This window comes from Chromatiaceae bacterium, assembly GCA_016714645.1.
In the GTDB taxonomy this organism is placed as follows: domain Bacteria; phylum Pseudomonadota; class Gammaproteobacteria; order Chromatiales; family Chromatiaceae; genus M0108.
Genome location: JADKCI010000002.1, coordinates 85,444 through 102,317, shown reverse-complemented (window position 1 = coordinate 102,317; position 16,874 = coordinate 85,444). Strand labels below are relative to the sequence as shown.

The 16,874-nt window shown below is 65.4% G+C and carries 19 protein-coding genes; 12 read left to right on the top strand and 7 right to left on the bottom strand.

Annotated features, from left to right (window positions below; all coding sequences use genetic code 11):
- The first annotated feature begins 6 nt into the window (after nucleotides 1-6).
- From IPN92_07410 to IPN92_07375, 8 genes are all read left to right on the top strand, one after another.
- Complete coding sequence (locus tag IPN92_07410; protein ID MBK8638112.1) at nucleotides 7-1,062, top strand: class I SAM-dependent methyltransferase; 1,056 nt, start codon at nucleotides 7-9, stop codon at nucleotides 1,060-1,062.
- A complete protein-coding gene (locus IPN92_07405; protein MBK8638111.1) occupies nucleotides 1,059-1,751 on the top strand; it encodes a DUF2878 domain-containing protein in 693 nt (230 codons plus the stop codon). Before IPN92_07410 ends, IPN92_07405 begins: the two co-directional genes overlap by 4 nt.
- Nucleotides 1,748-2,596, top strand: a complete 849-nt coding sequence (locus IPN92_07400; protein ID MBK8638110.1) for a DUF1295 domain-containing protein — start codon at nucleotides 1,748-1,750, stop codon at nucleotides 2,594-2,596. Before IPN92_07405 ends, IPN92_07400 begins: the two co-directional genes overlap by 4 nt.
- A 2-nt stretch (nucleotides 2,597-2,598) precedes the next feature.
- Nucleotides 2,599-3,132 carry a lipocalin family protein gene (locus IPN92_07395; GenBank protein MBK8638109.1) on the top strand — a complete coding sequence of 178 codons (534 nt, stop codon included), beginning with the start codon at nucleotides 2,599-2,601 and terminating at the stop codon, nucleotides 3,130-3,132.
- A complete protein-coding gene (locus IPN92_07390) occupies nucleotides 3,129-4,601 on the top strand; it encodes an FAD-dependent oxidoreductase (GenBank protein MBK8638108.1) in 1,473 nt (490 codons plus the stop codon). Before IPN92_07395 ends, IPN92_07390 begins: the two co-directional genes overlap by 4 nt.
- The gene (locus tag IPN92_07385) at nucleotides 4,601-5,380 is read left to right on the top strand and encodes a DUF1365 domain-containing protein (protein ID MBK8638107.1); all 780 of its coding nucleotides are present in this window, start codon (nucleotides 4,601-4,603) and stop codon (nucleotides 5,378-5,380) included. The genes IPN92_07390 and IPN92_07385 overlap by 1 nt, the downstream gene beginning before the upstream one ends.
- Nucleotides 5,381-5,384: 4 nt before the next feature.
- Nucleotides 5,385-6,641, top strand: coding sequence for a class I SAM-dependent methyltransferase (locus IPN92_07380; GenBank protein MBK8638106.1), 1,257 nt, complete (start codon nucleotides 5,385-5,387; stop codon nucleotides 6,639-6,641).
- 163 nt (nucleotides 6,642-6,804) lie between these two features.
- Nucleotides 6,805-7,035 carry a hypothetical protein gene (locus IPN92_07375; protein MBK8638105.1) on the top strand — a complete coding sequence of 77 codons (231 nt, stop codon included), beginning with the start codon at nucleotides 6,805-6,807 and terminating at the stop codon, nucleotides 7,033-7,035.
- A gap of 58 nt (nucleotides 7,036-7,093) precedes the next feature.
- Here the strand turns inward: IPN92_07375 and IPN92_07370 are convergent, their stop codons facing one another.
- The gene (locus IPN92_07370; protein MBK8638104.1) at nucleotides 7,094-7,978 is read right to left on the bottom strand and encodes a sigma-54-dependent Fis family transcriptional regulator; all 885 of its coding nucleotides are present in this window, start codon (nucleotides 7,976-7,978) and stop codon (nucleotides 7,094-7,096) included.
- Nucleotides 7,979-8,049: 71 nt separating this feature from the next.
- Complete coding sequence (locus IPN92_07365) at nucleotides 8,050-8,742, bottom strand: sulfite exporter TauE/SafE family protein (protein ID MBK8638103.1); 693 nt, start codon at nucleotides 8,740-8,742, stop codon at nucleotides 8,050-8,052.
- A 229-nt stretch (nucleotides 8,743-8,971) separates the two neighbouring features.
- On the opposite strand from IPN92_07365, the gene IPN92_07360 reads away from it, so the two are divergent.
- The 4 genes from IPN92_07360 to IPN92_07345 all read left to right on the top strand — a co-directional run bounded on the left by IPN92_07360 (nucleotide 8,972) and on the right by IPN92_07345 (nucleotide 11,720).
- The gene (locus IPN92_07360; protein ID MBK8638102.1) at nucleotides 8,972-9,757 is read left to right on the top strand and encodes a DUF3050 domain-containing protein; all 786 of its coding nucleotides are present in this window, start codon (nucleotides 8,972-8,974) and stop codon (nucleotides 9,755-9,757) included.
- A 149-nt stretch (nucleotides 9,758-9,906) separates the two neighbouring features.
- A complete protein-coding gene (locus tag IPN92_07355) occupies nucleotides 9,907-10,203 on the top strand; it encodes a TusE/DsrC/DsvC family sulfur relay protein (protein ID MBK8638101.1) in 297 nt (98 codons plus the stop codon).
- A gap of 65 nt (nucleotides 10,204-10,268) precedes the next feature.
- Nucleotides 10,269-11,171, top strand: coding sequence for an ROK family protein (locus IPN92_07350; protein ID MBK8638100.1), 903 nt, complete (start codon nucleotides 10,269-10,271; stop codon nucleotides 11,169-11,171).
- Between the two features lie 210 nt (nucleotides 11,172-11,381).
- Entirely contained in the window at nucleotides 11,382-11,720 is a 339-nt protein-coding gene (locus IPN92_07345; GenBank protein ID MBK8638099.1) for a TusE/DsrC/DsvC family sulfur relay protein, read from the top strand.
- Between the two features lie 140 nt (nucleotides 11,721-11,860).
- On the opposite strand, the gene IPN92_07340 is transcribed toward IPN92_07345, so the two are convergent.
- The 5 genes from IPN92_07340 to ftsH form a co-directional block, all read right to left on the bottom strand.
- Entirely contained in the window at nucleotides 11,861-12,217 is a 357-nt protein-coding gene (locus IPN92_07340) for an RnfH family protein (protein MBK8638098.1), read from the bottom strand.
- Nucleotides 12,177-12,611 carry a type II toxin-antitoxin system RatA family toxin gene (locus IPN92_07335; protein ID MBK8638097.1) on the bottom strand — a complete coding sequence of 145 codons (435 nt, stop codon included), beginning with the start codon at nucleotides 12,609-12,611 and terminating at the stop codon, nucleotides 12,177-12,179. The genes IPN92_07340 and IPN92_07335 overlap by 41 nt, the downstream gene beginning before the upstream one ends.
- A complete protein-coding gene (gene glmM, locus IPN92_07330; protein MBK8638096.1) occupies nucleotides 12,612-13,943 on the bottom strand; it encodes a phosphoglucosamine mutase in 1,332 nt (443 codons plus the stop codon).
- An 18-nt stretch (nucleotides 13,944-13,961) separates the two neighbouring features.
- Nucleotides 13,962-14,750 (bottom strand): dihydropteroate synthase, encoded by a 789-nt coding sequence (folP, locus tag IPN92_07325; protein MBK8638095.1) that lies wholly within the window; start codon nucleotides 14,748-14,750, stop codon nucleotides 13,962-13,964.
- A gap of 148 nt (nucleotides 14,751-14,898) precedes the next feature.
- Complete coding sequence (ftsH, locus tag IPN92_07320; GenBank protein ID MBK8638094.1) at nucleotides 14,899-16,812, bottom strand: ATP-dependent zinc metalloprotease FtsH; 1,914 nt, start codon at nucleotides 16,810-16,812, stop codon at nucleotides 14,899-14,901.
- Nucleotides 16,813-16,874: the final 62 nt, after the last annotated feature.

The following is a 16,874-nucleotide window of genomic DNA, read 5'->3' as shown; positions in this document are numbered from 1 at the left end:
AAACCCATGATTGCCCCCGCGCGCATTGCCATCGACTGGGTGGAACAGGGCTATGTACCCGACCGGCTGATACGCCAGGGCATCCGCTGGCTGTGCCGCCGCCGCCTGGAGGAGATCGCCGCCGCTGATGGCGAAGCGACGGCTACCGCGTCGCGGGCCTTCATCGACGCCATGGCCGAATCCCCCATCGCCCCCCTACCCGAACTGGCCAATGCCCAACATTACGAGGTGCCCGCCGCCTTTTTCGACCAGGTGCTGGGGCCGCGCCGCAAATACAGTTGCTGCTACTGGCCCCCGGGAGTAACGGACCTGGCGGCCGCCGAGACCGCCGCCCTGGCCCTGACCTGCGAGCGAGCCGGCGTGGCGGATGGCCAGGCTATCCTCGAATTAGGCTGCGGCTGGGGCAGCCTGACCCTCTGGCTGGGGGAGCATTATCCGACGGCCCACATCACCGCCGTTTCCAACTCCCGCGCCCAGCGCCAGCACATCGAGGACCTCGCCGTCCAACGCGACCTGACCAACATCCAGGTCATCACCGCCGATATGAACGATTTCGACACCGAGGGCCGCTTTGACCGGGTGGTGTCGGTGGAGATGTTCGAGCACATGCGCAACTGGGGCACCCTCTTCCAGCGCATCCAGGGCTGGCTGCACCCGGGTGGGCGCTTCTTCATGCACATCTTCTGTCATCGCGACCGGCCCTACCCCTTCGAGGATCAGGGCGACGACGACTGGATGAGCCGGTACTTCTTCTCGGGCGGCATCATGCCCAGCGATGCCCTGCCCCTGCGCTTCCAGGACTCTTTGCGCCTACTCGACCAGTGGCGCTGGTCCGGGCAGCACTACGAGCGGACCGCCAACGCCTGGCTGGCCAACCTGGACCAGCGCCGGACCGCCATTCTGCCCATCCTCGCCGCTGCCTATGGCCCGGACCAGGCCGCGCTCTGGTGCCAACGCTGGCGCCTCTTTTTTCTCGCCGTCGCCGAGACCTTCGCCTACGACCGGGGCCAGAGCTGGTGGGTAAGCCATTACCTCTTCGAACGGCGGGAGCTAGCGGCATGACCGACATTGGCGCTTCGCCCTCCTCCCCGGCCCCGGGCCGGGACCAGCCCTCCTGGGTCCTGAATCTGGTGGCCTTCCAGGCAGGCTGGTGGGCACTGGTGCTGACGGCGGCCCAGGGCCGGCCGGAACTCGGTCTTGGGGTCGTGGCCCTACTCCTGGCCTGGCACCTGGGTCGGGTCCGGCCCCTGGGCTCGGAGGCCCTCCTTATTGGCCTGGCGGCCCTGATCGGTTTCCTTTTCGACAGCCTCCTGCTGGTCAGCGGCTGGGTCAGCTTCAGTGGCGGCGACCTGGCGAGTGGCCTTGGCCCGGGACTGCCGCCCCTCTGGATGACGGCGCTCTGGGCCAATTTCGCCACCACCCTCAACGTCTCCCTGGTCAGCCTGCAAACCCGACCCTGGCTGGCCGCACTGCTGGGGCTGGTGGGGGGACCCTCTGCCTACTGGGGAGGCGGCGAACTGGGGGCCATGAGCTTTCTCGACCCCACCGCCGGCCTCGTCGCCCTGGCCCTGGGCTGGGGCATCCTGACTCCGCTCCTGCTGGCCCTGGCCCGCTTGCTGAGCGCGCCCATCAGCGACCCCCCCCTCCCCCCAACCCTCCCCCACCAGGGGGGATGGGGCCAGAAAGTGCGGAGCCCAACCCTCCCCCACCGGGGGGAAGGGAGCCAGAAGGTACGGAGGAGAGCCCCATGAATCACCCCTTTGCCTGGGACATCGCCTTCCTGGCCCTGGCCTGGATGGCGGTTGCCGGCGTGGCGACCTGGCTGGCGAGCCTGGCCCTGCGTAACGTCAGCATCGTCGATAGCCTCTGGGCGGTGATAATCACCCTTGGGGCCTGGGTCTATGCCCTCGCTGCGCCCCAGACCGGTCCTCGGGAAACCCTGGTGCTGCTCCTAACCAGCCTCTGGATGATCCGCCTCTCGGGCTATATCACCTGGCGCAACTGGGGCCACGGCGAGGACCACCGCTACCAGGCCATCCGTGCCCGCAACCAGCCCCATTTCGAATTCAAGAGCCTCTATCTGGTGTTCGGCCTCCAGGCGGCCCTGGCGTGGATCGTCGCCTGGCCTTTGATGGCGGCCCTGGCCGGCGCTCAACCCCTGGGCTTGATGGATTACCTCGGCGCCGGGCTCTGGCTCCTTGGTATCGCCATCGAAGGCATCGCCGACCAGCAACTGGCGCGCTTCAAGGCCGACCCGTCCAACGCCGGACGGGTCATGGATCGGGGCCTCTGGCGCTATAGCCGCCACCCCAACTACTTCGGCGAGTTCTGCGTCTGGTGGGGCGTCTGGCTGGTGGCCCTCGCCGCCGGTGGGGCCTGGACCCTGATTTCGCCCCTCCTGATGACGGTGCTGCTCCTCAAGGTCTCCGGCGTCGCCCTGCTGGAACAGGATATAGGTGAGCGCCGCCCCGCCTACCGGGACTACATCGCCCGCACCAGCGCCTTCTTCCCCTGGCCGCCCCGGCCGGCTAGCGCCGACTCCACCGGCACTGCCGACCTGGGTGGCGCCGCCAGCCCAAACACTCGCGAGCCCTGATAATGAAACGTCTCCTCTGCTTCCTGTGCGCCGGCCTGCTCGCCGGTTGCCAATCCGCAACCCTACCACCCCTGACGACGGTTCCCCAGGTGGATCTGGATCGCTTCATGGGCGACTGGTATCTCATCGCCCACATCCCCACCTGGCCAGAGCGCAACGCCTGGAACGCGATCGAGTCATACACCATCAACCCCGATGGCAGCATCGCCACCACCTTCACCTTCCGCGAGGGAGGCTTCGAGGGCGAGCCCAAGAAGATGACCCCCACCGGCTATGTCACCGACACCCAGAGCAACGCCATCTGGGGCATGCAGTTCCTCTGGCCCTTCAAGGCCGACTACCGCATCAGTTACCTGACACCGGACTACCGCATCACCGTCATCTCCCGCGAGAAGCGGGACTATGTCTGGGTTATGGCGCGCACCCCCGAGATCAGCGCGGCCGAGCGCCAGGCGGTGGATGAGCATCTCCTGGCCCTGGGCTACCCGTTGGCGGCGGTGCGGGACGTGCCCCAGCGCTGGGAGGCCAAGCCGTGAGGATCGCCATCGTCGGCAGCGGTATCGCCGGCCTCACCGCCGCCCATCGCCTGCACCCCGAGCATGACATCACCCTCTTCGAGGCGGCTAGCCACGTCGGCGGCCATGTTCATACCCATGAGATCACCCTGGGTGGGCGCGATTACCGCATCGATACCGGCTTCATCGTCTTCAACGACTGGACCTACCCGAATTTCATCGCCCTACTGGACGAATTGGGGGTGGCCAGCCAAGCCAGCGACATGAGCTTTAGCGTCTCCTGCGGTCCCAGCGGCCTGGAATACAATGGCGCTACCCTCAACAGCCTCTTCGCCCAACGCGCCAACCTGCTCAAGCCGCGCTTCTGGGGCATGTTGCGGGACATACTGCGCTTCAATCGCGAGGCCCCCCAGCTCCTGGCGGAGGAAGGCAACGAACTCAGTCTCGGCGACTACCTCACCGCCAACGCCTATGGCCGCCTCTTCAGGGATTACTACATCCTGCCCATGGGCGCCGCCATCTGGTCCACGGACCCGAGACTCATGCTGGGCTTCCCGGCGCGCTTCTTCATCCGCTTCTTCCTCAACCACGGCCTGCTGGCGGTCAAGGATCGCCCCGTCTGGCGGGTCGTCCGGGGTGGTTCCCGGTCTTATGTGGATCGCCTCGTCGCTCCCTTCCGGGAGCGGGTGCGACTGGCCTGCCCGGTGACGCACGTCGAGCGTCAAGAGGATCGGGTCATACTCCACAGCCCCGCCGGTGGCGCCGAGACCTTCGACGCCATTTTCCTGGCCTGTCACAGCGATCAGGCCCTGACCCTGCTCGGGGACCCCAGACCGGCGGAGCGGGAGGTTCTCGCCGCCATCCCTTACCAGCCCAATGAAGCGGTGCTGCACACCGATACCCGCATGCTGCCGCGCCGGCCCCTGGCCTGGGCGGCCTGGAATTACCTCATGCCCGAGGGCCCCGGTGGGCGTCTGGCCCTCACCTACGACATGAACATCCTGCAAGGGCTGGATGCCCCCGAGACCTTCTGCGTCACCCTGAATGCCAGCGAGGGCATCGACCCGGCTATGGTGCTGGCGCGGGTACCCTATCACCACCCCCTCTTCACACTGGAGGGGGCCGCCGCCCAGACCCGCCAGCGGGAGATCAACGGCACCGGCCGCACCTATTATTGCGGCGCCTGGTGGCGCAACGGCTTCCACGAGGACGGCCTGGTCAGCGCCCTGGCGGCGCTGGACCACTTCCGCGCGGATTTCGGCCTGCCGCCAGGATCCGCCCCGCGCCCAGGGATGAACCCCGGCTACACCCAGCGTCAGCCGGAGGCGACGACCTTGACCCGCGGCGCCTCTTTCCAGACAACCGCCAGGTCGCTATCGGCCCGCGACGGATCCCCGCCGCCGTCCACCGGGGGGCTAGCGGCTTACGCCGCCGCCAGGACCCTGGCCGCGCCCTTGGCCGGTAACCCCTACCCCACGGGCACCCCCTGATGGAAAGCTGCCTCTACGAAGGCTGGCTGCGCCACCGCCGCTATTCCCCCAAACGGCATGAATTCCGCTACCCGCTCTTCATGCTCTGGCTAGACCTCGGTGAGTTGGACCAGGTCTTCAAGGGGCGCTGGCTCTGGTCCACCCGGGGCCCCAACCTGGTCTGGTTCCGCCGCGCCGATTACGGCGGCGACCCGGCCCTGCCCCTGGACGAGGCCATCCGCCAACTGGTGGCGGCCAAAACGGGCGAGCGTCCGGATGGCCCGGTGCGCATCCTCACCAACCCGCGCACCTTCGGCTATTGTTTCAACTCCATCAGCCTTTACTACTGCTACGCCGCGGACGGCCGGACCTTGGAGACGGTGGTCGGCGAGGTGACCAGCACCCCTTGGGGTGAGCGTATCCATTATGTGCTGCCCATGAGCGCCAACCGGGGCCGACCACAGAAGCCCCAGTTTCGTTTCCCCAAGGGCCTGCACGTCTCGCCCTTCCTGCCCATGGACATGGAATACCACTGGCACCTGAACCTACCCAGGGAACGCCTCACGGTCCACATGGACGACCGGCGCGGGGCGGAGAACATCCTCGACGCAACCCTGGTACTGGCGCGCCGGGAGATCGACGGCCGCAGCCTGGCCCGGGTCCTCTGGCGCTACCCGGCCATGACGTTCCAGGTCATCTTCAATATCCACTGGCAAGCCCTCCGGCTCTGGCTCAAGGGCGTGCCCATCATCGACCACCCGCCCCCCGAACCCCCCAAGGAGGCGCCTGGCCAGGCGTAAGCGCATGCACGAAGAGATTCTTACCGCCCTTCTCCCCCTGACGGCGCCCCGGCGCGCCTCCGCCCTCCAGGCCCTGGCCCGTCGGTTGGTCCTGGACAAGCTGGCTCGTCTCCGGTCTGGCCAACTCCTGGTGCGCGAAGCCGGACGCGACTGGCGCTTTGGCACCGGAGAACCCCTGATTCAGGTCGAGATACGCCATCCCGCCTTCTGGCCGGCCCTGGCCTTTGGCGGCACCGTCGGCGCCGGCGAGTCCTTCATGGCGGGCGACTGGGATTGCGCGGATCTGACCGGCCTGGTATGCCTGCTGCTGCGCAACCGGCCGGCGATGATGGACATGGAAGGGGGGCTCGCCCGACTCTCCGCCCCCCTGCGCGCCCTGCTGCATCGCGCCCGCCGCAACGACCGCCTCGGTAGCCGCCGCAATATCGCCGCCCATTACGACTTGGGCAATGATTTCTACCGCCTCTGGCTGGACGAGACTCTGATGTACTCCAGCGCGGTCTTTGAACGCCCGGACATGACCCTGGCGGAGGCCTCCACCGCCAAGCTGGAGCGCATCTGCCGCAAACTGGAGCTGAAGCCCGGGGATGAGGTGCTGGAGATCGGCACCGGTTGGGGTGGCTTCGCCCTCCACGCCGCCGGCCGCCACGGTTGCCGGGTAACCAGCCTCACCCTGTCGCAAGAGCAGTTGGCACTGACCCGGGAGCGGGTCGCGGCGGCGGGACTGGCGGACCGCGTCGAGGTGCGCCTGTGCGACTACCGGGATCAGCAGGGCCAATTCGACAAGCTGGTCTCCATCGAGATGGTAGAGGCGGTGGGCGCCGAGCACCTGGAGACCTACTTCCGCCAGTGCGGGCGGCTGCTCAAGCCGGCGGGGGCCATGCTGCTGCAGGCCATTACCATCGCCGACCAGCGTTACGAGGCGGCCCTCAAGGAGGTCGATTTCATTCAGAAGCACATCTTCCCGGGCGGCTTCCTGCCGAGCGTGACCGCCCTCGCCGGCGCCATGACCCGGGCCTGCGATCTGCGTACCGTCCACCTGGAAGATATTGGCCCCCACTATGCCGAGACCCTGGCCCGCTGGCGGGACAACTTCCTCGGCCGTCTCGATGCCGTGCGGGGGCTCGGCTTCGACACACGCTTCCTGCGTATGTGGCACTTCTATCTCAGTTATTGCGAGGGCGGGTTCCGGGAGCGGGACCTGGGCACGGTACAGATGCTCCTGGCCAAGCCCGGCTGGCGCGGCGCCCTGCCCATCTAAGGTTTCCAGGCACCTCCCTCGACCAGGAAAGGCGCCATTGATACCCAAAATACCTAAGTCTTGGGTTTACCGGACCCAGGCGTGACCAGCGCCGAGTACACAACCCATCCCAGGGACCGCTCAGGCCCTGGGCCCCGAGAAAACCACACGGAGATCCACCAGTATGATGACCTTCACCCGCGACCCCATCACCCTCAACGATGTTACGAACCTGGAAGAGGCCCCCTTCATCATCGAGGGCAGCGGCGACAGTAGCATCAAGATCTACTTCGAGTCCGAGGCCAACAAGCAGGAATACCTGGAGACCGAGGTACATGGCTCCCTGAATTCCGAGGGCCTCAAATCCATTTTCGACGGCATGGCCGACTGCCCCATCACGGGTTCAATCAATTAGGCGGGGCGGTGTCCCTGCCTTCGGGCGCCTCCGCCAGGCCAGGGGCGGCTAGCGGGGCTTAGGCGCGGATCAGGTACTTGTTCAGGCGATAGAGCAGGGTATCTCGGGTCAGACCGAGCAGGCGGGCGGCGCGGCTCTTGTTGCCTCCCGACAGCGCGAGGGCCTGGCGGATGACGTCGATCTCCAAATCCTGCAGCTTGATGCCAGAGGCCGGGAGCTTAAAGCCAGGACCATCCTCCCCGACCACGCCGCCCTGGCGGATCTCCGGGGGCAGGTTGTCGGGCCCCAGATCGCGACCTGGACAGAGGATGACCATGCGTTCGCAGAAGTTGCGCAACTCGCGGAGGTTGCCCGGCCAGGCATAGCGACGCAATTGGCGCTGGGCGGTGAGGGAAAACCGGGGTCGGGCAACTCCGTGGATCAAGGCGGCGCTGGTCAAAAAAAGCTCCAGGAGGGGCCCAATGTCCTGGATGCGCTCCCGCAAGGGTGGCAATTCGAGGGGAACAACGCACAATCGATAATAGAGGTCATCCCGAAAGCTACCGACGCGCACCAGATCCCAAAGATCCTGGCGACTGGCGGCCATGACCCGCACCTCTTCCGCCAGCCCCTCCAGCCAGCGCAGGAGGCGTGCCTGACCACTGGCGGTGAGTTCCCCTACCTGATCCACAAAGAGGCTGCCGCCTCGGGCCGCGAAAAAGGCCCCGTCCAGGGCCACCACGGTATCCTCCTGGGTCAGACCGGCGACCCGCACCACCGCAAAGGGACCCTCCCGCCGGGTACCGAGCCGGTGAATCTCTCGCGCCAGGGATTCCTTGCCAGTCCCGTCCTCGCCCATCAGGAGCAGGCTGGCCTCCGTGGCCGCCACGAGTCGGGCGGCATTCAGGAGCCGGCGAAAAACCGGCGCGTCGCCGATCAGTCTTTGGGGCCCGGATTCAGTCATGACCTGTTCCACCAGATTTTTCCAAGAATTAACAGGTTCGGTTCAATGCAACCAGATGGACCTCGGAGGCATCAGCCATTTGCGCCCATATTGTAGCCCTGGAAGGTCAGGGTAAAAAGCCCGAGTCCAGCCACCGACAGGCCTGCCAGAAGCCGTGGGAGCCCATCACCCGCGAAGCGATGAAGGCGACCCGCGAAAAGCCCGGTGGCGATCAGGACGGGCCAGGTGCCGAGACCGAAGAGGGCCATGTAGAGGGCTCCCGCCAGAGGCCCCCCCTGGGCTGGTGCGCCAAGGAGCATGGTATAAACCAGCCCGCAGGGGAGCCAGCCCCAAATGGCGCCATAAAGGGTCGCCTTGGGTAGGGAATCCACGGGGAGCAAGCGCCGCCCCAGGGGCTCCAGACGTTGCCACAAGGGTTCGCCCAGGCGTTCGATCCGGTCCAGGCGTGGTAGCCAGCCCGCGATCGAGAGCCCGACCCCGACCATGACCAGCGCTGCGAGCCAGCGCAAGCCATCATGGAGCCAGAGGTGACCCGTGCCCAGGAGAGCGCCACCGAGAGAGCCGAACAGGGCCCCCGCCAGGGCATAGCTCAAGACCCGGCCGCTGTTGAAGGCCAGCAGGAAACCGAGGAAAACCGGCCATTCGGCGCGTTTTCCCGCCGGGGGCAGGAGGCTCAGGGCCCCGGCGATGCCCCCACACATCCCTAAGCAATGCATAGCGCTGAGTAAGCCGATCACAAAGGCGAGGGGGTAGGCGGTGTTCATCTCAAGGTTCAAGACGTGTTTGGCCGGCGGGTACCGGCATCACCGGGCGAAAAGCTTAACAGATTCGGCCCCCATCCCCATCTTTTCCGGGGGGCAGGACCTCCAAGGTATATTTGCAATTACTTATGATCGCGGAGAAACTTGTTTCCCGATCCAGTCCCGATCAGGATCCCAGTCTGGTTGCCGGGCGGTTTCGGGCGGTTTCGGGCGGCCTGCGGAGAACATTAGCATGACGGCACTCAATCTCGACCATCTGCTCCCCCTGCGGGACAGGCTGGCCAGTCATCCCATTTACGCATCCCTGCAAACCCGTGACGACCTGAGGGTCTTTATGGGGCACCACCTCTTCTCGGTATGGGATTTCATGTCCCTGGTCAAGTATCTGCAGCGGCACCTGGCCCCCACCCAGGTCCCCTGGATGCCCCAGGGGGACCCCGCGCTGCGGCATTTCATCAATCAGTTGGTCCTGGAGGAAGAGTCGGATATTGCCCACAGCGGCGGCGAGGCCGGCTACGCCAGCCATTTCGAACTCTACGTCAGGGCCTTGACGGAGATCGGCGGCGACGGCGAGCTGGCGACCCGTTTCCTCGACCAGGTGCGGCAGCGCGGCGTTGACGAGGCCCTCTATTCGGACCTGGTCCCCCTCCCCGCCCGCTATTTCTCCGAGACCACTTTCGCCTTCATCCGCGACGACAAACCCCACGAGGTCGCCGCCGCCCTCGCCCTGGGTCGCGAGCAGATAATCCCGGACATGTTCCGCCGCTTCATAGAGCTGAGCCGGATGGGGGTGGATCAGGCCCCCAGCTTCCACTATTACCTGGAGCGCCACATTCATCTCGATGGGCAGCTCCACGGGCCTATATCACTGCGCATGTTGGAAATACTCTGCGACCAGGATCCCGTCAAGATTAATGAGGCCGAAACCGCCGCCGAGGAGGCGCTTTGCGCCCGCCTCCGCTTCTGGGATGGGGTCCTGGAGGCCATCGAAGCCGCTCGCGCCGCGCGGGCCGCCTAAGGATCGCCCTGGGTACCGCCCCGCCATCATGACAGCAGGCTCGCAAGCGGAGGCTTGCTAGGCCCCGGGATTGGAATCCGTGGCCAAGATCCCAATTTAGGCTCTAACATCCCAGGGTTTTCCAGCCAAATATTAACCGGAGGCACTAAATGACAGTCAGCGTTCCCGTGGACGGCGAAGGTTTTCTCATCAATCGTGACGACTGGAGCGAGGAAATCGCCATCCAACTCGCTAAGGCCGATGAATTCGAGATCGACGATCAGATCATGAGTTACATCCGCGAAGCCCGCGCCAGGTACGAAAACGATGGCGTTGTCCCCCCCATCCGAAAATTCGCCAAGGAACTCAATATTTCCACCAAGGAACTCTACGATATTTTCAAGAAAGGGCCCATGAAGCTCATCTGCAAATGGGGCGGCCTGCCTAAGCCCACGGGTTGCGTCTAAGCCCCCTCCGCCCGGCCCAGCGCCGGGCTACTGCTTTCAGGCCCTCACCCAGACATCATTGAGTCATGATCCGCGTCGGCATTGACCTGGGAGGGACCAAGATCGAAGGAGTGGCCCTGGATGTCCAGGGCCAGGAACTCTGGCGCCAGCGGGTTTGGACCCCAAAAGGGGATTATGCGGGGACCCAGGACGCCATCCTGGGCCTGGTACGGGCGGCGGAGGAGGCGCTGGGTGACCGGGCCCAGGTTGGCATCGGCATCCCGGGCTCGGTGTCGCCCCGGACCGGGCTCGTCCGCAACGCCAATTCCACCTGCCTGAACGGCCAGCCGCTGCAACAGGATCTGGAGACGCGTCTGGGGCGTCCCATCCGGCTGGAGAATGACGCCAATTGCCTGGCACTCTCCGAGGCCACCGATGGCGCCGGCGCCGGCGCCCCCACCCTGTTCGCGGCCATTCTGGGTACCGGGGTCGGCGGCGGCATCGTGGCCCATGGCCGGTTGCTGACCGGCATCAACCGCATCGCCGGTGAGTGGGGGCACTCCCCCCTGCCCCAGCCGGAGGCCCAGGACCTGCCCTCGCCAGCCTGTTATTGCGGGCGCCTCGGCTGCATCGAGACATATCTCTCCGGCCCGGGGCTAGCGGCGGATCATGCGCGCCGGCAGGGAGGGACACTGGACGCTGTCGCCATCGGGTTGGCGGCGGCCACTGGTGACCCGGCCTGCGAGGGCAGTCTGCAATTCTATGAGGCCCGCCTGGCACGAGCCCTGGCGGGGGTGATCAACCTGCTCGACCCGGACGTCATCGTGCTCGGCGGCGGCCTATCCAGGCTGGAGCGACTCTATCGCAACGTGCCCGCCCGCTGGGGGGCGCACATCTTCTCGGATCAGGTGGCCACCCGCCTCCTACCGGCCCGGTACGGCGACGCCTCGGGGGTACGCGGAGCGGCAAACCTCTGGCCGGGATCATGAAGGGTGCGGTCAAATATTCCGGGCCTCCCGCTCGCTCAAGGCCTTGAAGGATGGATGACGAACGCCGCGCAATTTCATAAAATTAGCGGCTATTAACAGGCTTGCCGACGAGGGCGACCCCGCCAGCCAAGCCAGACAGGGATTAAGGCACCCATCAGGGCCCGGTTATTCCGCCGCTATAGCGGCACACCTTGACGAGAGGACACAACAATGGCCATTGAAGTTAACGGCAGGACCATCGAGACCGATGACAACGGCAATCTGGTCAACTATCAAGATTGGGACAGGGACGTGGCCCAGGCGCTGGCCGCCATCGAGGCGATCGAACTGACCCAGGAACACTGGGACGTTCTGGAATATCTGCGGGACGAATTTCAGAACGACAACGGCAACCAGCCGATGGAGCGTCAGATCAATAAGGACATGGGCAAGCGGTGGGGCAAGACGGTCAGCAGCAAGGACCTCTATAAGCTCTTCCCCCTGGCCCCCAGCAAGCAGGGTAACCGTGTCGCCGGGCTGCCCTACATAGCCCGCAAGGGTGGCTACTGATAGCTCCGCATCTTCTCCTTCCCGCCCCTCGCGCCGAGCAGGCCTGGTTCGGCCATCAGGGGCGCGGGGGAAGGGAGGGCAAGGGCTTAAAGGCGGAAGGGATCACCGCCTTTTAGCAGGGCAACTCGCGGCCCCATTCCTCAGTCCGCGCCCTCTTCCCCCCCACCCTTGCGCATAGCCTTTCCCGCCGCCGCCCGCTTCTTGCGTTGAGCCGTCGGGTCCGCGATCAGGGGGCGATAGATCTCGACCCGATCGCCGCTGACTAAGAGCTGGTCCAACTTGGCCAGCTTGCCAAAGATACCCACCTTATTGATTGCAAGATCGATTTCCGGGAAGCGCTTCAGAACCCCAGAACGCTCAATGGCCTCGCGCACCATCATGCCCGGGTCGCCGGTCACCGACAGGAGTGCCTGGGCGTCCGGCCGGGCATAGGCCACCTCCACCTGAATCCCCTCTTCAGCCACGATACACCTCGTCCGCCCGCTTGCAGAAGGCATCCACCAGGGAATTGGCGATCTGGTGGAAGACGGCGCCAAAGGCCTTGTCGATCAGGGCCCCCGCGAATTCAAAGTCCATGGTCAGAGCAACCTTGCAGGCATCCTCCCGGAGGGAGAGAAAGCTCCAGCGCCCCCGCATATATTTGAAGGGCCCATCCAACAGATCCAACTCCATCCATTCATCCTCGACAAAGCGATTGCAGGTCGAGAAGGTCTGACGAATGCCCATTCGGGCCACCACCAGTTCGGCACAGAGGCGGCCTTCCTCCCGACTGAGAATGCGGGTGGCCTGGCACCAGGGCAGAAAACCAGGGTAGGCCTCGACGTCCCTGACCAGTTGGAACATCTGGGCGGCGGAGTGGTGAACCAAGGCGCTCTTGCTGACAATAGCCACTCAGATCAACTCCCGCACCAGGTCCGCCAACCGCTGGGCGATGGTCTCGACTTTGACCGGGTCATCGCCCTCGACCATGACCCGGATCAGGGGCTCGGTGCCGGAGGGGCGCAGGAGTATGCGGCCTTGGCCCGCGAGTTCCCGCTCGGCGGCGGCGACCGCCGCCTGCATGGCGGGCAGGCCCACGATCTCCCGCTGCTCGTCAAGGCGGACGTTGATGAGGATCTGGGGATAGAGTTCGACCTCGGCCACCAGCTCTTCGATGGGCCGGCCGGACTCCACGAGGGCCTCCAGAACCTGGAGGGCGGCGACGATACCGTCACCCGTGGTGGTCCGGTCCCGGCAGATAATGTGGCCCGAGGGCTCCCCGCCAAGGAGGCCGCCATCCCGCTTGAGGCGCTCCATAATGTAGCGATCGCCCACCCGGGTGCGGGAAAAGCCGATGCCCAGGCGTTCTAAGGCGTGCTCAAAGCCCAGATTGCTCATGAGGGTCCCGACCACATCCCCCCCTAAGGTGCCCTGGGACTGGCGTTGCTTGGCTATGATAAAGATAAGCTGGTCGCCATCCACCAGGCGGCCCTGGGCGTCCATCATCAGCACCCGATCCCCATCGCCATCAAAGGCGATGCCCAGATGCGCCTTCTTTTTGAGGACCATGGTCCGCAGCCGCTCAGGGGAGGTGGAGCCGACACCACGATTGATGTTGAAGCCATCGGGATCGACCCCGATCGCCGTGACCTGGGCCCCCAGTTCCTCGAAAACACAGGGCGCAGTGTGATAGGTGGCGCCGTTGGCGCAGTCCACCACCAGCTTAAGCCCCTTGAGGGACAGGGCGGAGGGAACCGTACTCTTGCAGAACTCAATGTAGCGCCCGGGGGCGTCCTCGACGCGCCGGGCCTTGCCCAGGGAGGCGGAGTCCACCGTCATCAAGGGCTGATCCAAGGCCTCCTCGATGGCCAGTTCCACCTCATCCGGCAACTTGTCGCCCCCCGCGGAGAAAAACTTGATGCCATTGTCATCGTAGGGGTTATGCGAAGCGCTAATGACGATGCCCGCAGCGGCGCGCAGGGTGCGGGTCAAATAGGCGATGGCCGGAGTCGGCATGGGGCCGAGGAGCCGGATATCGACGCCAGCCGCCGCCAGCCCCGCCTCCAGAGCGGACTCGAACATATAGCCTGAGATGCGGGTATCTTTACCAATCAGTACCTTACTGCCACGACCAGGGCCCAGGACCCGGCCCGCCGCCCAGCCCAGCTTGACCATGAAGTCCGGGGTGATATTCCCCTCGCCTACCCGACCCCGAATGCCGTCAGTGCCAAAATACTTGCGCATCGCGCTCTCCTCTCCCCCTCAGTTCTCGCCCGAGGCCTGCATCAGGGCCCAGGCTACCTTAACGACGTCTCGCGTGGCGGCCACATCGTGGACCCGGATCAGAATCGCCCCCCGCTCCACCGCCAGCACCGCCGCGGCCAGACTGCCGGCGAGGCGGTCATCGACCTCACGCCCGGTGAGGGCGCCGATCATGGACTTGCGCGACAGGCCCACCAGGAGGGGCAGACCCAGTTCGGCCAGCCGCCCCAGGCCCCCAAGCAAGGCCAGGTTGTGCGCCAGGGTCTTGCCGAAGCCAAATCCGGGATCCAGGATCAGGCGTTGACGCGGAATGCCAACGCCCTCGCAGACCCGGACCCGCTCGCACAGAAAGTCGGCAACCTCGGCCACGGGGTCTGCATAGACCGGGGCCTCCTGCATGGAGGCCGGCGTGCCCCGCATGTGCATCAAGCAGACCGGGACCGCCAACGCCGCCGCCGTGGTCAGAGCCCCGGGCCGGCGCAGGGCATGGACATCGTTAATGAGACCGGCACCAGCGGCCACGGCGGCGCGCATGACCTCGGGCTTGCTGGTATCGACGGAAATGGGCAATGCCAGACGCGTGGCCAGGGCTTCAATGACCGAGGCCACCCGATCGATCTCCTCCTGAACCGAGACGCCGCGGGAGCCGGGACGGGTGGATTCACCGCCCACATCCAGGATGTCAGCGCCCTCCGCAGCCAGTCGCTCGCCCTGGCGCGGGGCGGTATCGGGGTTGGCATAGAGGCCTCCGTCGGAAAAGGAGTCCGGGGTGACGTTCAGTACGCCCATCACGACCGGGCGGCTCAAGTCCAGGGACCGGCCGCCACAGTCAAGAAGGCCAAAGGTTTGCAAGGCCGGATCAGTCACCGGGCCCGAGGGATGCCGTGGGGCATGAATCGCGCCTGGCCAACTTCGGGCGCCGAGGCTGCCGTTCCGCTCAATGCTCGCTGGCGGGGCCCCCGATGGGCCCCTCGCCCGTGGCGGCCGCGTCAGGACCGGCATGGGTGCCGCCCCGGGGTCGCCGCCCCTCGTCCTCGATCCAGTCACGGGGCGGTCGCGGCGGCTTGCCCGACATAATGTCGTCGATCTGCTCGTGATCGATGGTCTCGTACTTCATCAGGGCCGCCGCCATGGCGTGCAGCTTGTCCAGATTGTCGGTGATCAGGCGCCGGGAGCGCTCGTAGTTGCGGTCGATGAAGTTGCGCACCTCCTCGTCGATGACGTGGGTGGTCTCGTCGGACACATTCTTGTGCTGAGTCACTGAATGGCCGAGGAAGATCTCCTGCTCGTCCTCACCATAGGTCAGGGGCCCGAGGCGCTCGGAGAGGCCCCACTTGGTGACCATGTTGCGGGCAATGTCGGTGGCGCGATGGATGTCGTTCTGGGCGCCGGTGGTGACGCTATCAGCCCCGAAGATGATCTCCTCGGCGATACGCCCCCCGAAGAGGCTGGAGATCTGCGACTCCAACCGCTGCTTGGTGTAACTGTAGCGATCCTCCTCCGGCAGGAAGAGGGTGACACCCAGAGCCCGGCCACGGGGGATGATGCTGACCTTGTGCACCGGGTCGTGCTCCGGCACCAGGCGCCCGACGATGGCATGCCCGGCCTCGTGATAGGCGGTGAGGCGCTTTTCATCCTCGGACATGACCATGGAGCGGCGCTCTGCGCCCATCATGATCTTGTCCTTGGCCTTCTCCAGGTCCTCCATGTCCACCACCCGTTTGTTGCCGCGAGCGGCAAAAAGGGCTGACTCGTTGACCAGGTTGGCCAGATCGGCGCCGGAGAAACCCGGCGTGCCCCGGGCGATAACGGAGGCCTTGACGTCGTCCGCCACGGGGATCTTGCGCATGTGGACCTTGAGGATCTGCTCACGCCCACGCACGTCCGGCAGGGGTACCACCACCTGGCGGTCGAAGCGACCGGGCCGCAACAGGGCGGGGTCCAGCACATCCGGGCGGTTGGTGGCGGCGATGACGATCACGCCCTCGTTGCCCTCAAAGCCATCCATTTCCACCAGCAACTGGTTGAGCGTCTGCTCGCGCTCGTCGTGACCACCGCCCAGGCCGGCGCCGCGATGGCGGCCCACGGCGTCTATCTCGTCGATGAAGATGATGCAGGGGGCATGCTTCTTGGCCTGCTCGAACATGTCGCGCACCCGCGAGGCGCCGACGCCAACGAACATCTCCACGAAGTCGGAGCCCGAGATGGTAAAGAAGGGCACCTTAGCCTCGCCGGCAATGGCCCGTGCCAGCAGTGTCTTGCCGGTGCCGGGTGGTCCCACCATCAGCACGCCCTTGGGTATCTTGCCACCGAGCTTCTGGAACTTGCTGGGGTCACGGAGAAAATCCACGATCTCCGTAACTTCTTCCTTGGCCTCGTCGGCCCCGGCCACGTCCTGGAAGGTAACCTTGACCTGGTCCTCGGACAACATGCGCGCTCGACTCTTGCCGAAGGACATGGCCCCGCGTCCCCCCATGCCACCCTGCATCTGGCGCATGAAGAAGATCCAGAGCCCGACCAGAATGAGGAGCGGGAACCAGTTGATAAAGAGGGACATCAACACGCCCGGCTTCTCCGGGGGTTGGGCACTGATGGCGACATTGTTCTTGAGCAACTCGCCCACTAGGCCGTCGTCATCCGGGGCGAAGCTAGAGAAGCGCTCGCCAGACTCCTTGACGCCCTCGATCGTGCGCCCGCTGATGGTCACCGACTTGACATCGCCCTGGCGCACCAGATCGATAAAGTCGGAATAGGGCATGGACTTTGGCACCGTCTTAGTGGCCGTGAAATTGTTGAACACGGACATGAGGACGACCGCAATGACCACCCAGAGCAGGAGATTTTTCGCCATATCATTCACGGCTGCTACCCTCTCGCGCCTCGGCTGAGGCAAAAAATATGCGGCGATACCGC

Excerpts from the sequence above, each read along its gene's own strand:
- IPN92_07410 (MBK8638112.1), top strand. The coding sequence starts at position 7 with ATGATTGCCCCCGCGCGCATTGCCATCGACTGGGTGGAACAGGGCTAT.
- IPN92_07405 (MBK8638111.1), top strand. The coding sequence starts at position 1,059 with ATGACCGACATTGGCGCTTCGCCCTCCTCCCCGGCCCCGGGCCGGGAC.
- IPN92_07400 (MBK8638110.1), top strand. The coding sequence starts at position 1,748 with ATGAATCACCCCTTTGCCTGGGACATCGCCTTCCTGGCCCTGGCCTGG.
- IPN92_07395 (MBK8638109.1), top strand. The coding sequence starts at position 2,599 with ATGAAACGTCTCCTCTGCTTCCTGTGCGCCGGCCTGCTCGCCGGTTGC.
- IPN92_07385 (MBK8638107.1), top strand. The coding sequence starts at position 4,601 with ATGGAAAGCTGCCTCTACGAAGGCTGGCTGCGCCACCGCCGCTATTCC.
- IPN92_07380 (MBK8638106.1), top strand. The coding sequence starts at position 5,385 with ATGCACGAAGAGATTCTTACCGCCCTTCTCCCCCTGACGGCGCCCCGG.
- IPN92_07375 (MBK8638105.1), top strand. The coding sequence starts at position 6,805 with ATGATGACCTTCACCCGCGACCCCATCACCCTCAACGATGTTACGAAC.
- IPN92_07370 (MBK8638104.1), bottom strand. The coding sequence starts at position 7,978 with ATGACTGAATCCGGGCCCCAAAGACTGATCGGCGACGCGCCGGTTTTT.
- IPN92_07365 (MBK8638103.1), bottom strand. The coding sequence starts at position 8,742 with ATGAACACCGCCTACCCCCTCGCCTTTGTGATCGGCTTACTCAGCGCT.
- IPN92_07360 (MBK8638102.1), top strand. The coding sequence starts at position 8,972 with ATGACGGCACTCAATCTCGACCATCTGCTCCCCCTGCGGGACAGGCTG.
- IPN92_07355 (MBK8638101.1), top strand. The coding sequence starts at position 9,907 with ATGACAGTCAGCGTTCCCGTGGACGGCGAAGGTTTTCTCATCAATCGT.
- IPN92_07350 (MBK8638100.1), top strand. The coding sequence starts at position 10,269 with ATGATCCGCGTCGGCATTGACCTGGGAGGGACCAAGATCGAAGGAGTG.
- IPN92_07345 (MBK8638099.1), top strand. The coding sequence starts at position 11,382 with ATGGCCATTGAAGTTAACGGCAGGACCATCGAGACCGATGACAACGGC.
- IPN92_07340 (MBK8638098.1), bottom strand. The coding sequence starts at position 12,217 with ATGCCTTCTGCAAGCGGGCGGACGAGGTGTATCGTGGCTGAAGAGGGG.
- glmM (MBK8638096.1), bottom strand. The coding sequence starts at position 13,943 with ATGCGCAAGTATTTTGGCACTGACGGCATTCGGGGTCGGGTAGGCGAG.
- folP (MBK8638095.1), bottom strand. The coding sequence starts at position 14,750 with ATGGGCGTACTGAACGTCACCCCGGACTCCTTTTCCGACGGAGGCCTC.
- ftsH (MBK8638094.1), bottom strand. The coding sequence starts at position 16,812 with ATGGCGAAAAATCTCCTGCTCTGGGTGGTCATTGCGGTCGTCCTCATG.